The organism is Streptomyces nodosus (genome assembly GCF_008704995.1).
GTDB classification, from domain to species: Bacteria; Actinomycetota; Actinomycetes; order Streptomycetales; family Streptomycetaceae; genus Streptomyces; species Streptomyces nodosus.
Genome location: NZ_CP023747.1, coordinates 5,598,968 through 5,616,086, shown reverse-complemented (window position 1 = coordinate 5,616,086; position 17,119 = coordinate 5,598,968). Strand labels below are relative to the sequence as shown.

12 protein-coding genes are annotated in these 17,119 nt (G+C 71.6%); 5 read left to right on the top strand and 7 right to left on the bottom strand.

The window, feature by feature from the left end; translation table 11 throughout:
• Positions 1-13 precede the first annotated feature (13 nt).
• Complete coding sequence (locus tag CP978_RS25275; RefSeq protein ID WP_043444587.1) at positions 14-2,821, bottom strand: bifunctional acetate--CoA ligase family protein/GNAT family N-acetyltransferase; 2,808 nt, start codon at positions 2,819-2,821, stop codon at positions 14-16.
• 157 nt (positions 2,822-2,978) lie between these two features.
• On the opposite strand from CP978_RS25275, the gene CP978_RS25265 reads away from it, so the two are divergent.
• Positions 2,979-3,260 (top strand): HPr family phosphocarrier protein, encoded by a 282-nt coding sequence (locus tag CP978_RS25265; RefSeq protein WP_043444585.1) that lies wholly within the window; start codon positions 2,979-2,981, stop codon positions 3,258-3,260.
• A 170-nt stretch (positions 3,261-3,430) separates the two neighbouring features.
• On the opposite strand, the gene CP978_RS25260 is transcribed toward CP978_RS25265, so the two are convergent.
• The 4 genes from CP978_RS25260 to CP978_RS25245 all read right to left on the bottom strand — a co-directional run bounded on the left by CP978_RS25260 (position 3,431) and on the right by CP978_RS25245 (position 8,286).
• Positions 3,431-4,141 (bottom strand): GntR family transcriptional regulator, encoded by a 711-nt coding sequence (locus tag CP978_RS25260; protein ID WP_043444582.1) that lies wholly within the window; start codon positions 4,139-4,141, stop codon positions 3,431-3,433.
• 157 nt (positions 4,142-4,298) lie between these two features.
• A complete protein-coding gene (locus CP978_RS25255) occupies positions 4,299-5,072 on the bottom strand; it encodes a M23 family metallopeptidase (RefSeq protein ID WP_043444580.1) in 774 nt (257 codons plus the stop codon).
• Between the two features lie 470 nt (positions 5,073-5,542).
• Positions 5,543-6,931, bottom strand: coding sequence for a M16 family metallopeptidase (locus CP978_RS25250; protein WP_043444578.1), 1,389 nt, complete (start codon positions 6,929-6,931; stop codon positions 5,543-5,545).
• Positions 6,928-8,286, bottom strand: coding sequence for a M16 family metallopeptidase (locus tag CP978_RS25245; RefSeq protein ID WP_079162307.1), 1,359 nt, complete (start codon positions 8,284-8,286; stop codon positions 6,928-6,930). The genes CP978_RS25250 and CP978_RS25245 overlap by 4 nt, the downstream gene beginning before the upstream one ends.
• A 334-nt stretch (positions 8,287-8,620) precedes the next feature.
• On the opposite strand from CP978_RS25245, the gene CP978_RS25240 reads away from it, so the two are divergent.
• Positions 8,621-11,080 carry a DNA gyrase/topoisomerase IV subunit A gene (locus CP978_RS25240; RefSeq protein ID WP_043444574.1) on the top strand — a complete coding sequence of 820 codons (2,460 nt, stop codon included), beginning with the start codon at positions 8,621-8,623 and terminating at the stop codon, positions 11,078-11,080.
• Here the strand turns inward: CP978_RS25240 and CP978_RS25235 are convergent, their stop codons facing one another.
• The gene (locus CP978_RS25235; protein ID WP_079162306.1) at positions 11,081-12,268 is read right to left on the bottom strand and encodes a CobW family GTP-binding protein; all 1,188 of its coding nucleotides are present in this window, start codon (positions 12,266-12,268) and stop codon (positions 11,081-11,083) included.
• 264 nt (positions 12,269-12,532) lie between these two features.
• On the opposite strand from CP978_RS25235, the gene CP978_RS25230 reads away from it, so the two are divergent.
• The 3 genes from CP978_RS25230 to CP978_RS25220 all read left to right on the top strand — a co-directional run bounded on the left by CP978_RS25230 (position 12,533) and on the right by CP978_RS25220 (position 15,949).
• Positions 12,533-13,483 (top strand): ferredoxin family protein, encoded by a 951-nt coding sequence (locus CP978_RS25230; protein ID WP_043444572.1) that lies wholly within the window; start codon positions 12,533-12,535, stop codon positions 13,481-13,483.
• Between the two features lie 109 nt (positions 13,484-13,592).
• Complete coding sequence (locus tag CP978_RS25225) at positions 13,593-15,263, top strand: ATP-binding protein (RefSeq protein ID WP_079162305.1); 1,671 nt, start codon at positions 13,593-13,595, stop codon at positions 15,261-15,263.
• Positions 15,260-15,949 (top strand): response regulator, encoded by a 690-nt coding sequence (locus CP978_RS25220; RefSeq protein WP_043444568.1) that lies wholly within the window; start codon positions 15,260-15,262, stop codon positions 15,947-15,949. Before CP978_RS25225 ends, CP978_RS25220 begins: the two co-directional genes overlap by 4 nt.
• A gap of 14 nt (positions 15,950-15,963) precedes the next feature.
• On the opposite strand, the gene CP978_RS25215 is transcribed toward CP978_RS25220, so the two are convergent.
• The gene (locus tag CP978_RS25215) at positions 15,964-17,010 is read right to left on the bottom strand and encodes an ABC transporter substrate-binding protein (protein WP_043444567.1); all 1,047 of its coding nucleotides are present in this window, start codon (positions 17,008-17,010) and stop codon (positions 15,964-15,966) included.
• Between the last annotated feature and the right edge of the window lie 109 nt (positions 17,011-17,119).

The following is a 17,119-nucleotide window of genomic DNA, read 5'->3' as shown; positions in this document are numbered from 1 at the left end:
ACCGCTCGTGCCCTCAATACACCGGGAGCGTCCTCGGACCGAGATCGTCGCGGGCGGGCGGGGGCGCGAGCCGCACGGTGGCGCCGAGCACGCTCAGCCCGCGCGGGGCGACCACGACCGGTTCCAGGGTGACCGCGACGACCTCCGGATGGTCGTCGACCAGCCGGGACACCCGCAGCAGCAGCTCTTCGAGCGCGGGAGTGTCCACGGGGTCGGACCCCCGCCAGCCGAACAGCAGCGGGGCCGTCCGGATCGACCGCACCAGGGAGGCCGCGTCCCGGTCGGTGACCGGGATCAGCCGGTGCGCGGTGTCGTCGAGGAGCTGTGAGGCGGCCCCGGCCAGTCCGAAGGACAGCACGGCCCCGGCCGCCGGATCGATGACGGTCCGTACGACGGTGTCGACGCCGCGCGGCGCCATCCCCTGGACGACCGGCAGCAGCGCCTCGGACGGCCCGAACAGCTCGGTCAACTCGGTGTAGGCGCGTCGCAGTTGCTCCTCGTCGGCCAGATCGAGGCGCACCCCGCCCAGGTCGGCGCGGTGCCGCAGATGGGGGGCGGTGGCCTTGAGGGCCACCGGGTAGCCGAGGGTGTCGGCGGCCGCCACGGCGGCATCGGGTGTGGGCGCGGGCAGCGCGCGGTGCACCTGGATGCCGTACCGGGCGAGCAGACCGCAGGTCTCCTCGGCGCCGAGCGTCAGCCCCTGGTCCCGCTCGAGCAGCCCCCGGATCAGCCCGGCGGCGCCCTTCTCGTCGATGTCGTCGTACTCGGGCACCCTGCCCGGTTCGGCGGCGTCCCGCCGCCACTGGGCGTATCGGACGGCCTCGGCGAGGGCCCGCACGGCGCGCTCGGCGGCGGGGTAGGCGGGGATGAGGCGGGCGTCTTCGGGTGCCTGGACCGCCGGGGCGGGCGAAGCCTGTACCGCGGTGGGGAGCTCGCCGCGCGGCATCCCCGGTGAGGTGCCGGCCGCCGTGGACAGCGCCGCCGCGATGCCGCCCATCTCCACATGGACCACAAGCACCGGCTTGGCGGGGGCGGTGGCCGCCGCCGAGCGCAGGGCCTCGGCCAGTGCGGCGTCGCCCGCCGGGCTCTCGCCGACCGCCGGGATCACCGTCACCACCACGGCGTCGCAGGCGTCGTCGGCCAGGGCGGTGGTCAGGGCCCGGTGGAAGTCCTCCGGCGAGGCCGCCGTCGTCAGGTCCAGCGGTGGCAGCGGGTGCAGCCCCTCGGCCAGGCAGGCGTCGTAGGTCAGCAGCCCCAGCGACTCCGAGTTCCCGAGGATCGCCACCCTCGGCCCGGGCGGCAGCGGCTGGCGGGCCAGCAGCAGTCCGGCGTCCACCAGCTCCGTGATGGTGTCCACCCGGATCACCCCGGCCTGCCGCAGCAGCGCGGAGACCGTGGCGTGCGGCAGCCGGGTGGCTCGCCCGGTGTGGCCCTGCGGGGCGCCTCCGTAGCGCGCCCCCTGCACCACGACCAGCGGCTTGACCGCCGCGGTGCGCCGGGCCAGCCGGTTGAACTTGCGCGGGTTGCGGATGGTCTCGAGATACATCAGGGCGACATCGGTGTCCGGGTCGTCGTACCAGTACTGCAGGACGTCGTTGCCCGAGACGTCCGCCCGGTTGCCGGAGGAGACGAAGGTCGAGACGCCGGTGACCCCGGTGACCCCTCCGCCGCGGCGGTCCAGCCGGGACAGCAGGGCGATGCCGATGGCGCCGGACTGCGCGAACAGCCCGATGCGCCCGGGGCGCGGCATCTCGGGCGCCAGGGACGCGTTCAGCCGGACCTCGGGCGAGGTGTTGACGATCCCGAAGGTGTTGGGACCGATGATCCGCATCCCGTACGAGCGGGCCTGCCGTACCAGCTCCCGCTGCCGCTCGCGCCCCTCGGGGCCGCTCTCGGCGTATCCGGAGGAGATGACCACCAGTCCCTGCACCCCGTGCTCCCCGCATTCGGCGACCACCTCGGGGACGCGCTCGGCGGGGACGGCGACCACGGCGAGGTCGACCGGCTCGGCGATGTCACGGACGGAGCGGCGGGCGGGCACCCCGTCGAGTTCCCGCTGCTCCTCGGGGAACGCCTTGTTGACCGCGTACAGGCGGCCCGGATAGCCGCCGTCCCGGAGGTTGTCCAGGAGGCTGCGGCCCACTCCCCCGGGCGCCCGGCCCGTGCCGATCACGGCGACCGAACCGGGGGCCAGCAGCCGCTGCACGGACCGCGCCTCGGCCCGCTGCTCCCGGGCGCGCTGCACCGCCAGCGACCGGTCGGTGGGCTCCAGATCGAGCTCCAGACGGACCACGCCGTCCTCGAAGCTGCGCTTCTGCTGGTATCCGGCGTCCGTGAACACCTTGATCATCTTGGTGTTGGCGGGCAGCACCTCGGCGGCGAATCTGCGGATGCCACGCTCCCGGGCCACCGCCGCGATGTGTTCCAGCAGGGCGGAGGCGACCCCGCGCCCCTGGTGCGCGTCCTGCACCAGAAAGGCCACCTCGGCCTCGTCGGAGGGCGCCGAGGCGGGCAGGCCTTCGGGACCTGTGCGGTCATACCGTACGGTTGCGATGAACTCGCCGCCGACCGTGGCCGCGAGTCCGACCCTGTCCACGAAGTCGTGGTGGGTGAAGCGGTGGACGTCCTTGGCGGACAGTCGCGGGTACGGCGCGAAGAAGCGGTAGTACTTCGACTCGTCCGAGACCTGCTCGTAGAAGTGCACCAGGCGCTCGGCGTCATGGACGGTGATGGGCCTGATACGCGCGGTGCCGCCGTCGCGCAGCACCACGTCGGCCTCCCAGTGGGCGGGGTAATCGTGCCGGTCCGACGGGGTCTGCATGGGCCCCAGACTAAGGCTCGCCCCCGTCAGCGACGCGAGGCGGGCTGAGGGAACCGCTTCGGGCCCTGCCGGGCCGTCGTCGCCCCGATTCCTGGGCACGACCCACCTGTGGAACACTGGTCTAGACAACCCTGATACACCGGAAGGGCAGCATCACATGGCTGAGCGCCGCGTCAACGTCGGCTGGGCCGAGGGCCTCCATGCCCGCCCCGCCTCCATCTTCGTCCGGGCGGCCACGGCCTCCGGCGTCCCCGTGACCATCGGCAAGGCCGACGGCACCCCCGTCAACGCCGCGTCCATGCTCGCGGTCCTCAGCCTGGGCGCCCAGGGCGGCGAGGAGATCGTCCTCGCCTCCGACGCGGAGGGCTCGGACGCCGCGCTGGACCGCCTGGCCAAGCTGGTCGCCGAGGGGCTCGAGGAGCTTCCCGAGACCGTCTGACCCCGCTGCCCTTTCGGGCGCATGTCCGCCCCCTACGGGCGGCACCGCACGGCACAGCCGCGTCGGCCTGCACGGCGGACGCGGCTGTGCCGTGTTCCGGGACGTGTCGACCCTGTGACTCGGGACACATGGCCGCTCTCGACGGTCCGCACCCGGGAAGCGCGCACGTGTCAGTGCCGCGTTCTCGACATGTCGACGGCATGTCGCGAGGTCCCGAGCCGGTCCGTGCGGTCTTTCGGAGAACGGTCTCCGGGCGAGGGGCGGCGCAGCCGGTGGGCGGCGGTCGCGCGCCCGGTGTGCAGCGCCATGATCGCCCGGGCCCGCTCCCCGTCCCCGCGCGCCACGGCGTCGACGATGGCGCCGTGTTCCGCCCAGGACTCCACCGGGTCGGGCGGCGCGTCGACCGTGTACAGCCATGTGATCTTGTATCTCAGCTGGACGAGCACGGAGGTCAGGGCGGGACTCCCGCACGCCCCGGCGAGGGTCTCGTGGAACCATCCGCCCAGGAATCGCAGCTCCTCGCCGTCACCCCTCCCGGCCCGTTCCTGCCCCAGCCCGACCAGGCCGCCCAGCAGCTTGAGGTGGGCCTCGGTACGTCGCTGAGCGGCCCGCGCCGCCCCCAGCGGCTCCAGCAGCAGCCGCATCTGAAGGAGGTCGGCGGCCTCCTGCTCGGTGGGCTCCGCCACGCAGGCGCCTGCGTGTCTGCGGGTGACGACGAATCCTTCGGCCTCCAGGGTGCGCAGCGCCTCGCGCACGGGGACGCGGGAGACGCCGTACCGGCGCGCGAGAAGGTCCTCGGTGAGCCGGCCGCCGCGCTCATGGACGCCCGCGACGATGTCGTCCCGGATCGCCGTGCACACCGAATGCGCTGGAACAGGCATCTCCGACCTCCGCCCTGATCCCGCGGAATCCCACCGATCGCCATGTTTTCACCATGTGCTCCATCGACTCTAGGACAGAGGGGCGGAAGGTCCGACGGCGATCCGGGTGCCGGGGTCGTGGACGCGATGCCGGGAGGACGCGGTCGGGGCGGGTCCGTCAGATGTTCACACCGTGTGACCGCAGATAGGCGACCGGGTCGATGTCCGAGCCGTAGTCCGGGGAGGTGCGGGCCTCGAAGTGGAGGTGCGGGCCGGTGACATTGCCGGTGGCCCCGGAGAGGGCGATCCCCCGGCCCGGGACGACCCGCTCACCCACATGGACACCGATGGACGACAGATGGGCGTACTGGGTGTAGGTGCCGTCGTCCATCCTGATGACGATCTGGTTGCCGTAGGCACCGCCCCAGCCCGTCTCGACGACCGTGCCGGAGCCGACCGCGTGCACGGGCGTTCCGGTGGCGGCGTGGAAGTCGATACCGGTGTGGCTGCCGGAGGACCACAGGGAGCCGCCGGCGCGGTAGCCGGTGGAGACATAGGAGTGGGAGATCGGCGCCACGAACGCGTTCAGGCGCCGGCGCTCGGCCTCGCGGGCGGCGCGCTTCTCGGCCTCGCGCTCCTCGGCCGCACGCTTGCCGGCGGCCTTCTCCGCGGCCCGCCGGCGCTCGGCCCGGGCCTGCTCGGCCTGCTTCCGCTCGGCCGCCTTCTGCTGGGCCGCGGCCTGGGCGTCTATCGTCCGGGCGACCGAGTCGCCGAGGGTGACGATGCCCAGCAGGCCGGTCCCCTCGACAGGGGGGCCGGCGGCGAACGCCGGGCCGGCCAGGGTGCCGATGACACCGGTGGTGGTGAGCGCCGCGACGCCCATGGCGTTCACGGTCCTGCGCTTGGCGCGGCTAGGGCCACGATGCTTCCCGGAGGCGCAACTGAACGCCATGAGGTGGCTGGTCCTTCCTTCCCTCTCGCCTACCGGGTCAGCCATGGGGGTCCCCCAGGCCGTTCGGGCTCTGGGGGAGAGTTCGGAGCAGGGAGGTCTCCTACGGGCTCGCGCCCGATTCACCCCAGGGACGTACGTCCCGCCGGTCGCGGAGAAGGCGCCCGGACGGTGGGTCCCCGGCTCCCCTGGCTCGCGCCGTACGGGGACTCGGCGATGGCTGTCCGGTGCCGCGGGTGCGGCGCAAGATCCGACGGACAACCCGCACGACGCTAGGAAAACCCCCTTCAGATGGGCAAACCGATCAGCGGGTTTGTAGCGCATCCCACAGGTCAGAGAGGCAACCTCTATGGCAATTCGGGCAAACCGCTGAGCAATGGGGCCCCGGTGACGAAAGAGTCACCGGGGCCCCGACGCGTTCACCGACGGGCGCGTGCGCCTTCACCGGCCGCCCGCACGTCCGTGGGATCGGCCTACTCGGCCGGTACGACGCTCACTGCGCCGATGCCGAGCGCCTTGACGGGCTCCTCGATCTGCGCGGCGTCACCCACCAGGACGGTCACCAGACGGTCCACCGGGAAGGCGTTCACCACGGCGGCCGTGGCCTCCACCGTGCCCGTGGCGGCGAGCTCCCGGTACACCCTCGCCTGGTGGTCGTCCGGAAGGTACTGCTCGACCTGGTCGGCGAGCGTGCTGGCGACCGCCGCCGCGGTCTCGAACTTCAGCGGTGCCACACCCACCAGGTTCTGCACGGCGACATCGCGTTCGGCGTCCGTCAGCCCCTCGGCGGCAAGGGTCCGCAGCACCTTCCAGAGGTCGTCCAGCGCCGGACCGGTGTTCGGCGTGTCGACGGAGCCGCTGATGGCGAGCATCGCGGCCCCCGTGCCGTCGGGGGCGGAGCGCAGCACCTGGCCGAACGCCCGCACCCCGTAGGTGTAGCCCTTCTCCTCGCGCAGGACGCGGTCCAGACGCGAGGTGAGGGTGCCGCCCAGGCAGTAGGTGCCGAGCACCTGGGCGGGCCACACCCGGTCATGGCGGTCGGCGCCGACCCGTCCGATGAGCAGCTGCGTCTGGACGGCGCCGGGCCGGTCCACGATGATCACGCGACCGGTGTCGTCGGCGGTCACCGGGGGCACCGGACGCGGCTTGGCGGCGACGCCCGTCCAGGCGCCGAGGGTCTCGCCGAGAAGCTCGTCGAGGTCGATCCCGGTGAGGTCGCCGACCACCACGGCGGTGGCCGTCGAGGGCCGCACATGGCGCTGGTGGAAGGCGCGGACGGCCGCCGAGTCGATGGCCTCGACCGTCTCCTCGGTGCCCTGACGGGGGCGGGACATCCGCGAGGAGGCCGGGAAGAGCTGCCTGGAGAGCTCCTTGGCGGCGCGTCGGGCCGGGTTGGCGGTCTCGTGCGGGATCTCGTCGAGGCGGTTGCTGACCAGACGCTCCACCTCGCTGTCCGCGAACGCGGGCGCCCGCAGGGCGTCGGCGAGCAGCCCGAGCCCCTTCGGGAGGCGGGAGACGGGCACCTCGAGGGAGAGGCGCACACCGGGGTGGTCGGCGTGCGAGTCGAGGGTGGCGCCGCAGCGCTCCAGCTCGGCGGCGAACTCCTCGGCGGAGTGCTTGTCGGTGCCCTCGGAGAAGGCGCGCGCCATGATGGTGGCGACTCCTTCGAGACCGGCCGGCTCGGCCTCCAGGGGCGCGTCGAGGAGCACCTCGACGGCGACGACCTGCTGGCCGGGGCGGTGGCAGCGCAGCACGGTCAGGCCGTTGTCGAGCGTGCCGCGCTCGGGCGCCGGGAACGCCCAGGGCCTGGCCCGGCCGGGCTGGGGCTGCGGGTGGAAGTCCATGGTCGCGAGCTCGGTCACTTCGCCGACTCCTCGTTCTCCTCGGTGGTTCCGGCGGCTTCCGGGGCCTCGGCCGCCACCGGCTCGTACACCAGCACCGCGCGGTTGTCGGGGCGCAGCCGGGACGCGGCGATCTCCCGCACCTCCTCGGGGGTGACGGCGAGCACCCGCCGCACGGCGGTCAGCGCGAGCTGCGGGTCGCCGAACAGCACGGCGAACCGGCACAGTTCGTCGGCGCGGCCGGAGACGGTGCCGAGCCGGTCCAGCCACTCGCGCTCCAACTGGGCCTGGGCGCGCTCCATCTCCTCGGCAGTGGGGCCCTCCTCGGCGAACCGGGCGAGCTCCTCGTCGATGGCCGCCTCGATGACCGGCACCTCGACATCGCCGGAGGTCTTCACGTCCAGCCAGCCCAGGGAGGGCGCTCCGGCGAGCCGCAGCAGACCGAAGCCCGCGGCGACGGCGGTGCGGTCGCGTCGCACCAGCCGGTTGTACAGGCGCGAGGACTCGCCGCCGCCGAGGACGGTGAGCGCCAGGTCGGCCGCGTCGCATGCGGCGGTGCCGTCCTGCGGCAGCCGGTAGGCGGCCATCAGGGCGCGCGCCGGGACCTCCTCCTCGACGACCTCGCGCAGCTGCTCGCCGATGACGTCGGGCAGCGAGCCGTCGCGCGGCGCGGGCTTGCCGTCGTGGGACGGGATGGACCCGAAGTACTTCTCGATCCAGGCGAGCGTCTGCTCGGGGTCGATGTCACCGACCACGGAGAGCACCGCGTTGTTGGGCGCGTAGTAGGTGCGGAAGAACGCGCGGGCGTCCTCCAGGGTGGCCGCGTCCAGATCCGCCATCGAGCCGATCGGGGTGTGGTGGTACGGGTGGCCCTCCGGGTAGGCGAGGGAGGTCAGCTTCTCGAAGGCGGTGCCGTAGGGGACGTTGTCGTAGCGCTGGCGGCGCTCGTTCTTCACGACGTCCCGCTGGTTCTCCATGGACTCGTCGTCCAGGGCGGCGAGCAGCGAGCCCATGCGGTCGGCCTCCAGCCAGAGCGCCAGCTCCAGCTGATGGGTCGGCATGGTCTCGAAGTAGTTGGTGCGTTCGAAGCTCGTCGTGCCGTTCAGCGAGCCGCCCGCGCCCTGGACCAGCTCGAAGTGCCCGTTGCCCGAGACCTGGCCCGAGCCCTGGAACATCAGGTGTTCGAAGAGGTGGGCGAGACCGGTGCGCCCCTCGACCTCGTGGCGGGAGCCGACGTCGTACCAGAGGCACACCGCGGCGACCGGGGTCAGGTGGTCCTCGGAGAGCACCACGCGCAGGCCGTTGGACAAGCGGTGCTCGGTCGCTGTCAGGCCTCCGGAGCCTGCCTCGGCTGTGGCCGTGTGACCCATGGGCATGTACGTCCCTTCGCTGCGGAAGCTGTCGCGGAAACCACTGTTCTCCGCCGTCCTGTCACTGTATGCAAGCGTGCGGACCGATGGCGAAGTTCCCGCTCGGCGTACGCGTACGCCGAGAGCGAGATACGGACGGCGGATCCGGGAGACGGAACCTGACGGAATCGGGGAACGCGACCTTACAGGGCCGGGGCGCGCGAGCGGTCCGGAACGGTCCGCCGCCCGGGCCGAGGGGCCCCGGGAGAAGGGTGCTGGTCCACGTTGTCGGTGCGGAGGTCCACAATGGTCCGCGTCAGATTCGTTCTTGCCAGCACAGACCGTGAAGGAGCCGGCAGCGATGGCCCGCCGCAGCACGAAGACCCCGCCGCCCGACGACACGTACGAGGAGAAGATCCTCGACATCGACGTCGTCGACGAGATGCAGGGCTCCTTCCTGGAGTACGCGTACTCGGTCATCTACTCCCGGGCCCTGCCGGACGCACGGGACGGCCTCAAGCCGGTGCACCGGCGGATCGTCTACCAGATGAACGAGATGGGCCTGCGCCGGGAGCGCGGCTATGTGAAGTGCGCCCGCGTCGTCGGCGAGGTCATGGGCAAGCTGCACCCGCACGGAGACGCGTCGATCTACGACGCCCTGGTGCGCATGGCGCAGCCCTTCTCGATGCGGGTCCCGCTGGTCGACGGCCACGGCAACTTCGGCTCGCTGGGCAACGACGACCCGCCGGCCGCCATGCGGTACACCGAGTGCCGTATGGCCGAGGCCACCAGCCTGATGACCGAGTCGATCGACGAGGACACGGTCGACTTCGCGCCCAACTACGACGGCCAGGAGCAGGAGCCGGTGGCCCTGCCCGCCGCCTTCCCGAACCTCCTGGTGAACGGCGCGTCGGGCATCGCGGTCGGGATGGCGACCAATATGCCGCCGCACAACCTCGGTGAAGTCATCGCGGCCGCCCGCCATCTGATCCGCCAACCCACCGCGGATCTGGACACCCTGATGAAGCACGTCCCGGGCCCCGACCTGCCCACCGGCGGCCGGATCGTGGGCCTCTCGGGCATCCGGGACGCGTACGAGACGGGCCGCGGCACCTTCAAGATCCGGGCCACGGTCGCGGTGGAGACCGTGACGGCGCGCCGCAAGGGCCTGGTCGTCACCGAGCTGCCCTTCTCGGTCGGCCCGGAGAAGGTGATCGCCAAGATCAAGGATCTGGTCGGCTCGAAGAAGCTCCAGGGCATCGCCGACGTCAAGGACCTCACGGACCGTGAGCACGGACTGCGCCTGGTCATCGAGATCAAGAACGGCTTTGTGCCGGAGGCGGTCCTGGAGCAGCTCTACAAGCTCACGCCGATGGAGGAGTCCTTCGGCATCAACAATGTGGCACTGGTCGACGGCCAGCCGCTCACGCTGGGGCTCAAGGAGCTGCTGGAGGTCTATCTCGACCACCGCTTCGATGTCGTCAGGCGTCGCTCGGAGTTCCGCCGCAGCAAGCGGCGCGACCGGCTCCACCTGGTGGAGGGCCTGCTCACGGCCCTGGTGGACATCGACGAGGTCATCCGTCTGATCCGCTCCAGCGAGAACTCCGCGCAGGCGAAGGAGCTCCTGATGGAGCGCTTCTCCCTGAGCGAGATCCAGACGCAGTACATCCTGGACACCCCGCTGCGCCGGCTGACCAAGTACGACCGCATCGAGCTGGAGTCCGAGAAGGAGAAGCTCACCGCCGAGATCGCGGAGCTGACCCGGATCCTGGATTCGGACGCGGAGCTGCGCAAGCTGGTCTCCGCCGAACTGGCCGTGGTGGCCAAGAAGTTCGGCACCGAGCGGCGCACGGTGCTGCTGGAGTCCTCCGGTGCCCCCGCCGCGTCGGTCCCGCTCCAGGTCGAGGACGCCCCCTGCCGGGTGCTGATGTCCTCGACGGGCCTGCTGGCACGCACGGCGAACGGCGACCCCTTCACCGAGGACACCGAGGACAAGCGTGCCCGGCACGATGTGATCGTCTCGGCCGTCCCGGCGACGGCGCGCGGCGAGGTGGGCGCGGTGACCTCCGCCGGTCGGCTGCTGCGGGTGAACGTCGTCGACCTTCCGCAGCTGCCGGAGACGGCGGCGCGGCCGAGCCTGTCCGGGGGCGCTCCCGTCTCGGAGTTCGTCTCCCTGGAGGCCGACGAGACGGTGGTGTGTCTGGCGACGCTGGACGAGTCCTCCCAGGGCATCGCGCTGGGCACGGAACAGGGCGTGGTCAAGCGTGTGGTGCCCGACTATCCCGCGAACAAGGACGAGTTGGAGGTCATCACCCTCAAGGAGGGCGACCGGATCGTCGGCGCGGTCGAGCTGCTCACCGGCGAGGAGGACATGGTCTTCATCACGGATGACGCACAACTGCTGCGCTACCCCGCGTCCCAGGTGCGTCCGCAGGGCCGGCCCGCGGGCGGCATGGCGGGCATCAAGCTCACGGACGGCGCGAAGGTGATCTCCTTCACAGCCGTGGATCCCGGGGCCGAGGCGGTGGTCTTCACCGTCGCCGGCTCGCGCGGCAGCCTGGACGACTCGGTCCAGACCACGGCCAAGGTCACGCCGCTCGATCAGTACCCGCGCAAGGGGCGGGCCACCGGCGGGGTGCGCTGCCAGCGGTTCCTGAAGGGCGAGGACTGTCTGTCGTTCGCCTGGGCGGGCGCGGTGCCGGTGCGGGCCGCACAGAAGAACGGCGCACCGGCCGAGCTGCCTGAGCTGGACCCGCGTCGCGACGGTTCAGGCGTGTCGCTGTCCAAGACGGTGTCGGTGGCCGCGGGACCGCTGGTGTAGTCAGTCCTCTTCGACGGGGTCGTCGGGGCTCGCGAAAGCCTCGACGGCCTCGTCGTCCGGGGCGCCTCCGTTCTGGGCCTCCCGGTTCTGGGCCTCCCGGTTCTGGGCCTCCCGGTTCTGGGCCTCCCGGTTCTGGACATAGCGCAGAACGCCCCACATGGCGTGTTCATCGGCGTGGGGCGCACCGTCCGGACACGCCTCCAGCTCCTTGCGCAGGGCGGCGGTGTCGATGCCGGACCCGATGAGGACGAGCTGGGTGAGCCGCTCCTCGCCGTCCTGCCACGCCTCCGGCTGGAACCGCAGAAACCTCCCCACGGCGTGCACGGAGTACCGGTTGCGGGGGTCGGCGGCGCCGAAGTCGACGTACCCCTTGATCCGGTAGAGGCCCTCCGGCCTGCTGTCGAGGAAGTCCAGCAGCCGCCTGGGGTGCAGGGGCACCTCGGAACAGTAGGAGAGGCTCTCGTATCCGGTGTGCAGATGGGTGTGCCCGGCGCCCTCGTTTCCGTGCTCGTGCCCGTGCCCGTCGGGGTGATCGTGCCGGTGGAGGTCGTCGAAGGAGAGCTGTCCGATCCGCTCCTCGGCCGGACGGCAGTCGAAGAGGAACTCGGGGTCGATGCGTCCGTGGACGGCCGGGACCACGGCGGCACCCTCGCTGAGCGACCGGACGAGTTCCAGGACCCGCTCGGTGTCGTCGGCCCGGTCCGTCTTGTTGACCACCACGAGGTCGGCGAGGGCGAGATGGCGGTCGAGTTCGGGGTGCTTCCGGCGGGTGGCGTCGAACTCCACCGCGTCGACGACCTCGACCAGTCCTCCGTAGACCACGCGCGGCTGCTCGCTGGCGAGCAGCATCCGGACGAGTTCCTGGGGTTCGGCGAGCCCGCTGGCCTCGATGACGATGACGTCGACACCCGTGGCGGGCTGGGCAAGTCGGTCGAGGTAGAGGTCGAGTTCGCTCGCGTCGACGGCGCAGCACAGACATCCGTTGCCCAGGGAGACGGTGGAGTCCCCGAGCGCCCCGGCGACGGCCATGGCGTCGATCTCGATGTCCCCGAAGTCATTGACGACGGCACCGATACGGCTGCCTCCGCTGTGGTGGAGGAGGTGGTTGAGCAAGGTGGTCTTTCCCGAGCCCAGGAATCCGGCCAGTACCACGACCGGGATCTGCTGCGGACTCGACGACCGGCTCACTGTGCGCCCCTTCTCACCATGATGCGTGCGCCGGATCGCGTTCCGGCGGCATACGGGAACGTTCACGATCCGGCTCGCACACGGACGGACCCGCTCTCGCACGGGATGGAATCCCGGCCCAGGATACGAGTGCCGCACAGTTGGAGTTCACCGCTGGGCGCCCGGCGCGCTGTGCGGGCGGGGACGCCCTCGACGCACCCCGAACCGGCCCCGGTCCGCGCGGCCGGAAGTCGGCGTCGGCGAAGTCAGGTTAGGCTCACCTCTGTGGGTACATGCACGACCGAGTCCCGGGACCTCGACGAGCCTCTCGCGGGGACCGCGGCGACCGCGAGGACATGGCTGCTCCTGGAACAGCCCGGCCCCTGGGGTGCCAAGGCGCTCACCTCGAGCCATCTGGATCCGGAACTGGGCCGCGCCCTCGAGGCGGCCGCCGAGGGCACCGGCGTACGGATCGCGTTGATCCGCCGCCCCGGCCGGCACGCCGACTGCGGCAGCTCCGCCGTACGTCAGGTGTATGCGGCGCACACCGTTCCCGGGCGGACCTGGCTGCGCTCCGCCACGACCTGCGCGCCGGAGCGGCTGCTCGACCTGGACCTCGCCGCGCTCGGCGAGGGCGATCCGCGCACCTTCGACACGGCTCTGGGCGGCCGGCCCCACCTCGGCGACCCGCTCGCGCTGGTCTGCACCAACGGCAAGCGGGACCGTTGCTGTGCCCTCCTCGGCCGTCCCCTGGCGGCCGAGCTGGCCGCCTCCGGGGTCCATGGCGTCTGGGAGGTCACCCACCTGGGCGGCCACCGCTTCTCGCCCACCGTGCTGGTCCTGCCGTTCGGTTACGCCTATGGGCGGATTCAGGCGCCGCAGGTCAAGGAGGTCCTCCAGGGGGTGCGCGAGGGACGGGTCGTCGTCGAGGGCTGCCGGGGCAACTCCGCCTGGGAGCGGCCCGCCCAGGCGGCGGAGCTCGCGGTGCGCACGGCGGCCCGGGTGGACGAGGCGGACGCGCTGACCGTGGTCCGCACGGACGGGACCGCGCCGCGCTGGGAGATCACCGTCGCCCACACCGACGGCCGGCTGTGGCGCGTCCTGGTGGCCCGGGGCGCCTCCCTGCCGCCGCGCCCGGAGAGCTGCGGCTCACCGCTGGGTTCACCGGCGCGGATGGATGTCGTGTCGGTACGGGAGCTGCTCGGCGCGGTCGTCGCCGACCCCGCGCACTGCTGAGGCGTGCCCTGGGGGTGTGCGGACACCGCGTGCCGATCCCCCGTGCCGTACCGCGGTTACCGGGCTCGTCCCTTGCGGCGGGACGCGTCCGGCCCCGTACCGTCTACCCATGAGCCGCCTCTCTCCTCCCGCACGACGACTGCGTCTCGGTCTGCCGCGGCGGATGTTCTCGCAGGTCCTGCTGATGCAGCTGACGATCGCCGCGGGTGTCGCGGTGCTCGCCACCGGTCTGTTCCTGGCGCCGCTCGGCCATCTGCTGGACGAGCAGGCCATGCGCCGGGCCCTCGCGATCGCACAGAGCACGGCGGCTCAGCCGCAGATCGCCGAGGACCTGCAGACGACGGCGCCCTCGCCCGACGGACCGGTGCAGGTGGAGGCGGAACGCATCCGCAAGGCCAGCCACGCCGAGTATGTGGTCGTGATGAACATGCGGCATGTGCGCTGGTCGCACCGGGATCCCTCGCAGATCGGCAAGGTCGTCTCGACCGACCCGAGCGAGGCCCTGGCCGGCAAGGAGGTCATGGAGATCGACAGTGGCACCCTGGGCCGCTCGGCCCGCGGCAAGGTGCCGCTGCGGGACCGGCACGGCCGGATCATCGGCGCCGTCTCCGTGGGCATCGAGTACGACAATGTGCGGGCCCGGCTGATCCATGCGATACCCGGACTGTTCGCCTACGCGGGCACGGCCCTGGCGATCGGCGCGCTGGCCGCGTATCTGATCTCGCGCAGGGTCCAGCGGCAGACCCGTGATCTGGCCTTCTCGGACATCGCGGCGCTGCTCGCGGAGCGGGAGGCGATGCTGCACGGCATCAGGGAGGGGGTGGTCGCCCTGGACCGCGCAGGCCGGGTACGGCTCCTCAACGACGAGGCGCAGCGGCTGCTGGGCCTCGGCGAGGAGGCCGTGGGCCGGTCCCTGGACGAGGCGCTCGGCGAGGGCCGTACGACCGATGTGCTGGCCGGACGGGTCACCGGCACCGATCTGCTCACCGTGCGCGGTCACCGCGTCCTGGTCGCCAACCGGATGCCCACCGACGACGGGGGCGCCGTCGCCACCCTGCGGGATCGCACCGAACTGGAGCGGCTGGGCCGGGAACTGGACTCCACCCACGGTCTGATCGACGCCCTGCGCGCCCAGGACCACGAGCACGCCAACCGTATGCACACCCTGCTGGGACTGCTCGAACTGGAGATGTACGACGACGCCCTGGAGTTCATCGGCGAGGTGGTGGGCGACCACCGGGCCACCGCCGAACAGGTCACCGAGAAGATCCACGACCCGCTGCTCGCGGCCCTGTTGGTGGGCAAAGCCACGGTCGCCGCCGAGCGCGGTGTGGCCCTGTGGATCTCGGACCGTACGCTGCTGCCGGACCGGTTGATCGATCCGAGGGGGCTGGTCACGATCGTGGGCAATCTGGTCGACAACGCGCTGGACGCCGTCGCGGGCACCCCGCACGCCCTGGTCGAGCTGGACATGCGCGCCGAGGGCCGTACGGCGGTCCTCAGGGTGCGGGACACCGGGCCCGGGATACCCGCCGAGCGGCGGGAGCTGATCTTCACGGACGGATGGTCCACCAAACAGCCCCCGGCCCACGGCAAACGGGGCATCGGGCTCTCCCTGGTGCGCCGTCTCGCCGAACGGCAGGGGGGCGTGGCCCGGGTGGGCGAGGCGGAGGGCGGGGGCGCGGAGTTCGTCGTCGTCCTGCCGGAGGCACTGGAGGAGCCGGACGGGGCATCGGCCGTGGAATCACCCGTCCGCGCCCTGGGGGAGGAACTGCGTTGACCCCGCCCTTCGAGGTGCTGGTCGTGGACGACGACACCCGGGTCGCGCGGGTCAACTCCGCGTATGTGGCGAAGGTTCCCGGATTTCATGTGGCCGGCCAGGCGCACACCGCGGCCGAGGCGCTGCACCGGATGGAGACCCTGCCCCGTCTGGACCTGGTCCTGATGGACCAGCATCTGCCCGATGCCTCAGGACTCTCGGTGGTCCAGGAGATGCGAGGACGCGGTCACGCCATCGACGTGATCATGGTGACGGCGGCCCGTGACGTCGGGACGGTGCAGGCGGCGCTGCGACAGGGCGCGCTCCAGTATCTGGTCAAGCCGTTCGCCTTCGCGGGCCTGCGCGCCAAGCTGGAGGCGTACGCCGCGCTGCGCCGCACCCTCGACGGCGGTGGCGAGGCCGAACAGGCCGAGGTGGACCGGATCTTCGGCGCGCTGGCGGCGGGTCCGGAACCGGGGCTGCCGAAGGGTCACTCCCCCGTCACCGCGGATCTCGTGCGCCGTGTCCTGATGCGGGCCCGGGGACCGATGTCCGCCCAGGACATCGCCGAGCGGACCGGGCTGAGCCGCCAGACCGCCCAGCGCTATCTGAAGGTCCTGGAGCGTTCGGGACAGGCCACCCTGACCCTCAAGTACGGCGACGCGGGCCGCCCGGAGCATCGCTATGTCTGGGCGGCCCGCGTCTGAGGCACGGCCGGGGCTCAGCCCGCGGCCTTCTCCACGAACTCCGTGGTGAAGGTCTTGCCGAGGTCGATGGTGGCGTTCTTGATATTCGGGTTGAACGCCTTGAGAACCTTCTCGACCGTCTCCGGACCGTTCTCGGGCATCACGCCGTCCTCGGTGAACATCGGAAGCGTGCTCTCGATGGCACTCGCATAGAGCTTCTTGTCGCCCTGGGAGTAGTCGGCCGGCATCTTGGCGGCGATCTCGTCCGCGGAGTGCGTGGACATCCACTTGAGGGTCTTCACAAAGGCGTTGGCGAGCTTCTGGACCGTGTCCTTGTGGCCGTTCACCCAGTCCGTCTGCATGTACAGGCTGGACGACGGGTACGGACCGCCGAGCGCCTCCTGCGACCCCTCGGGGGTGCGCATGTCGACGAGCACCTTGCCGATCTTCTTCTCCAGCGCCATGGCGACGGTCGGGTCCGTCGTCATACCGGCGTCGATGGAGCCCTTCTCCAGGGCGGAGAGGAACGTCGGACCGGCGCCGACGGCGACCGGGCTGAACTCGCTGACCTGCACGCCGTTCTTGACCGCGAGGTACTTGGTGAGGAAGTCGGTCGAGGAGCCGAGGCCGGTGACGCCGAGCTTCCTGCCCTTGAAGTCCTTGGGCGAGGTGATGTCCTTCGCGACCTTGTTCGAGACGATCTCGACCTCGCCGGGCGCATGCGAGAACTGCACCACGGACTCGACGTGCTTGCCCTTGGTCTGGAGGTCCAGGGTGTGGTCGTAGAAGCCGACGGTGCCCTGCACCTGGCCGGCTACCAGCGCGGTCTCGGCCTGTACTCCGGCGGGCTCGCTCAGCAGTTCCACATCGAGGCCCTCGGCGTCGAAGTAGCCGAGCTGCTGGGTGAGCATCGCGGGCAGATAGATGACCTTGTCCAGACCACCGACCATGATCTTGACCTTCTCGCCCTTTCCACCGCCCTTGCCGGAGGTGGAGGCGGCCTCATCGGCACAGGCGGTGAGCGAGCCGGCGGCGAGCAGGCCGACGGTGGCGAGGGCGGCGATTCTGGCGGACTTGCGCATGATGGTTCACGTCCTTGTGAGAGGGCGGTGCGAAGGAGGAGGCGGGGACATCCCGCGGGGGCTCCGCGCGGAGCCGTCCGGTGCGTGGACGCCCCGATCTGGTCGTGAA